Source organism: Pelomonas sp. KK5, assembly GCF_001984095.1.
GTDB lineage: Bacteria > Pseudomonadota > Gammaproteobacteria > Burkholderiales > Burkholderiaceae_C > KK5.
In genome coordinates this window covers 1-4167 of sequence record NZ_LYVQ01000352.1, presented here as the reverse complement: position 1 = coordinate 4167, position 4167 = coordinate 1, and the positions used below count along the sequence as shown (strand labels likewise).

The following is a 4167-nucleotide window of genomic DNA, read 5'->3' as shown; positions in this document are numbered from 1 at the left end:
TCGCCTACGTCGGCGGCGTCAACATCATCGAGGACCGGCTGGACATCCACCACGGCCGCAGCGAGCTGCCGCGGCTGGACTTCGCCGTCGAGCTGCGCGGCGAATCGGTGGCGCCGGTGGCGCAGGCGGCGCGCGCGGTCTGGACCCGCGCCTGGCTGGGCCGCGACTTCGGCGAGGAGTTCATCCAGATCAGCCGCAGCCGCAATCCGGTGCGCCGCATCCGCCACCTGCTGCAGAGCCTGCGCATGCCGCGCCAGCCTCGCGGTACGCAAGACCTGACCCCCGTGCGCGTGGCCGTGGTGCTGCGCGACAACCTGCGCCAGCGGCGCACGATCGAGCATGCCTACGTGGAGGCGATCCGGCTGGCGCGCCACAGCGTGGACCTGATCTCTCCGTACTTCTACCCGGGCCAGCGCTTTCGCCGGGCGCTCTGCGCGGCGGCGCGGCGCGGCGTGCGGGTGCGCCTGCTGCTGCAGGGCAAGGTGGACTACCGCATCGCCGCGATCGCCGCCCATGCGCTGTACGACGAGCTGCTGGGCCACGGCGTGGAACTCTACGAATACACGCCGGCCTTCCTGCATGCCAAGGTCGCGGTGATCGATGGCCAGTGGGCCACGGTCGGCAGCTCCAACATCGACCCGCTGTCGCTGCTGCTGAACCTGGAGGCGAACGTGCTGGTGCTGGACGAGGACTTCGCCGATGCGCTGCGCAGCGAGATCGACACCGCGCTCGCCGTGTCGACGGAAGTCCGCGAAGGACCGGCCCAGGGCCTGCGCAAGGTGGCAGGCCGCGCGCTGGCCGCCTGGATCGCCTACGTGTACCTGCGCGTGGCCGGCGCGGGTGGCCGGTACTGAGCATTAAAGCCCCGCGCCGCGGCCCCCCCGTTCGCCCTGAGCCTGTCGAAGGGCCTGATGTCGCCGGTGTCTCGCTTCTCGTGAGCCCGGATCAACCGAACACGCTCACGCCCGCGTGCGCCGCCAGCGAGCCGTCGGCCACCAGAGCGGTGGCGCGCTCGATGTCCGGCGCCAGGTAGTGGTCGTCCGGCATCGGGGGGCAGGTCTTGCGCAGCAACGCATGCACGGCTTCCAGCGTCGCCGAGCTCTTCAGCGGCCGCAGGAACTCGATGCCCTGGCCGGCGGCCAGCAGCTCGATGCCGATGATGTGCTCGGTGTTGTCCAGCATGTCGCCGAGACGCCGGGCGCCGAAGGTGGCCATCGAGACATGGTCCTCCTGGTTGGCGCTGGTGGGCAGGCTGTCCACGCTGGCCGGATGGGCCAGCGACTTGTTCTCGCTGGCCAGCGCCGCGGCGGTGACGTGGGCGATCATGAAGCCGCTGTTGAGGCCCGCGTTGGCGGTCAGGAAGGCCGGCAGGCGCGAGACGCCGGTGTCGATCAGCATCGCGATGCGGCGCTCGGCGATGGCGCCCACCTCGGCGATCGCGCAGGCCAGTGCGTCGGCGGCCAGGGCGACGGGTTCCGCATGGAAGTTGCCGCCGCTGATCATGGCCCCATCGTCGGGGAAGACCAGCGGGTTGTCGGTCACCGCATTGGCCTCGCGCAGCAGCACCGTGGCGCAGTGGCGCGCATGGTCCAGGCAGGCGCCCATCACCTGCGGCTGGCAGCGCAGGCAGTACGGATCCTGCACCCGCTCGTCGCCTTCACGATGCGAGGCGCGGATCTCGCTGCCGGCCAGCAGTTGGCGATAGGCGGCGGCCGTCTCGATCTGGCCCGGCTGGCCGCGCACCGCATGGATGCGGGCATCGAAGGGGCCGTCGCTGCCGCGCGCGGCGTCCAGGCTCAGCGAGCCGGTCACCAGCGCCGAGGCGAACAGGGTCTCGAAGCGTAGCAGGCCTTCCAGCGCCAGCGCGGTGGAGGTCTGCGTGCCGTTGATCAGGGCCAGGCCTTCCTTGGCCTGCAGGGCCAGCGGCTTCAGGCCGGCCTTCTCCAGTTCGGCGGCGGCCGGCTTGCGCTGGCCATCGACCAGCATCTCGCCCTCGCCCATCAACGCCAGCGTCATGTGCGACAGCGGCGCCAGGTCGCCCGAGGCACCCACCGAGCCCTTGGCCGGCACGAAGGGCACCAGGCCCGCGTTGAAGCAGTCCAGGATCGCCTGCACGACTTCCATGCGCACGCCCGAGTAGCCGCGCGCCAGCGACGCCGCCTTGGTGGCCAGCATCAGCCGCACGACGGAGGGCTTCAGCGCCTCGCCGACACCCACGCAATGCGAGCGGATCAGGTTGCGCTGCAGGGCGGCCAGCTCATCCTTGCCGATGCGCTTGGAGGCCAGCTTGCCGAAGCCGGTGTTGACGCCGTAGACCGGCTCGTCGCCGGCGGCGGCCTTCTGCACGATGGCGGCGCTGCGCTCGATGGCGTGGGTGGCGTCGGCATGCAGGGTCAGCTGAACATCGCCGTTACGGATGGCGCGCAGGTCGGCCAGGCTCAGCGAGCCGGGGGTGATTTCCAGATTCATTTCTTCTTGCTCTTGTTGATTCATCACGAACGGTCGAGCATGGGCAGGTTCAGCCCTTGCTCGCGGGCGCATTGTTGCGCCTGCTCATAGCCCGCGTCGGCATGGCGCATCACGCCGGTGCCGGGGTCGTTCCAGAGCACGCGTTCCACGCGCTTCGCGGCCGCATCGGTGCCGTCACAGACGATCACCACCCCGCTGTGCTGCGAGTAGCCCATGCCCACGCCGCCGCCGTGGTGCAGGCTCACCCAGGTGGCGCCGCCGGCGGTGTTCAGCAGCGCGTTGAGCAGCGGCCAGTCGGAGACCGCGTCGGAGCCGTCCTTCATGCTCTCGGTCTCGCGGTTGGGGCTGGCGACCGAGCCGCTGTCCAGGTGGTCGCGGCCGATCACGATCGGGGCCTTCAGCTCGCCGCTGCGGACCATCTCGTTGAAGGCCAGGCCGGCGATGTGGCGCTCGCCCAGGCCCAGCCAGCAGATGCGCGCCGGCAGGCCCTGGAAGGCGATGCGCTCGCCGGCCATGTCCAGCCACCGATGAAGCTTCTCGTTATCGGGGAACAGCTCCTTGAGCTTGGCGTCGGTCTTGCGGATGTCCTCCGGGTCGCCCGAGAGCGCCACCCAGCGGAACGGGCCCTTGCCTTCGCAGAACAGCGGGCGCACATAGGCGGGCACGAAGCCCGGGAAGTCGAAGGCGTTCTTCACGCCCTGGTCGAAGGCGACCTGGCGGATGTTGTTGCCGTAGTCCACCGTCGGGATGCCAAGCGACTGGAAGTCCAGCATCGCCTGCACGTGCACCGCGCAGCCGCGGGCGGCGGCGGCCTTCAGGTCGGCATGCTGGGCCGGGTCGGCGGCAGCGGCCTTCCACTGCTCGACCGTCCAGCCGGTGGGCAGGTAGCCGTTGATCAGGTCGTGGGCGGAGGTCTGGTCGGTGACGAGGTCGGGCTTGATGGCGGTGCCGGCCTTGCAGCGGGCGGCCAGCACGGGCAGCAGGTCGGCCGCGTTGCCGAGCAGGGCGATGGACTTGGCTTCGCCGGCGGCGGTGTAGCGGGCGATGCGGGCCAGCGCGTCGTCGAGGTCGGTGGCCTGTTCATCGACATAGCGGGTCTTCAGGCGGAAGTCGATGCGCGACTGCTGGCATTCGATCGTCAGCGAACAGGCGCCGGCGAAGGTGGCCGCCAGGGGCTGCGCGCCGCCCATGCCGCCGAGGCCGGCGGTCAGCACCCACTTGCCCTTCAGCGAGCCGCCGTAGTGCTGGCGGCCGGCCTCGGCGAAGGTTTCATACGTGCCCTGCACGATGCCCTGCGAGCCGATGTAGATCCAGGAGCCGGCCGTCATCTGGCCGTACATCATCAGGCCCTTGCGGTCGAGCTCGTTGAAGTGCTCCCAGGTGGCCCAGGCGGGCACCAGGTTGCTGTTGGCCAGCAGCACGCGGGGTGCGTCCGCATGGGTGCGGAACACGCCGACCGGCTTGCCGCTCTGGACCAGCAGGGTCTCGTCGTCGCCGAGCGTCTTCAGCGTGGCCAGGATCTGCTCGAAGCAGTCCCAGTTGCGCGCGGCCTTGCCGATGCCGCCATAGACCACCAGCGCGTCCGGGTTCTCGGCCACGGCCGGGTCCAGGTTGTTCTGCAGCATCCGGTAGGCGGCCTCCGTCAGCCAGCTCTTGCAGTGCAGCGTGGTGCCGGTGGGGGCGCGGACCGGGCGGGGG

3 protein-coding genes are annotated in these 4167 nt (G+C 70.4%); 1 reads left to right on the top strand and 2 read right to left on the bottom strand.

Features of this window, described 5'->3' with window-relative positions:
• Positions 1-854: phosphatidylserine/phosphatidylglycerophosphate/cardiolipin synthase family protein (locus B0W88_RS30040; protein ID WP_077038182.1), on the top strand; the 854-nt coding region annotated here is incomplete at its 5' end.
• A 91-nt stretch (positions 855-945) separates the two neighbouring features.
• On the opposite strand, the gene hutH is transcribed toward B0W88_RS30040, so the two are convergent.
• Both hutH and hutU read right to left on the bottom strand, forming a co-directional pair.
• Positions 946-2469, bottom strand: coding sequence for a histidine ammonia-lyase (hutH, locus tag B0W88_RS30035; RefSeq protein WP_144007072.1), 1524 nt, complete (start codon positions 2467-2469; stop codon positions 946-948).
• 23 nt (positions 2470-2492) lie between these two features.
• Positions 2493-4167: urocanate hydratase (gene hutU, locus B0W88_RS30030; RefSeq protein ID WP_077038180.1), on the bottom strand; the 1675-nt coding region annotated here is incomplete at its 5' end.

Excerpts from the sequence above, each read along its gene's own strand:
- hutH (WP_144007072.1), bottom strand. The coding sequence starts at position 2,469 with ATGAATCTGGAAATCACCCCCGGCTCGCTGAGCCTGGCCGACCTGCGC.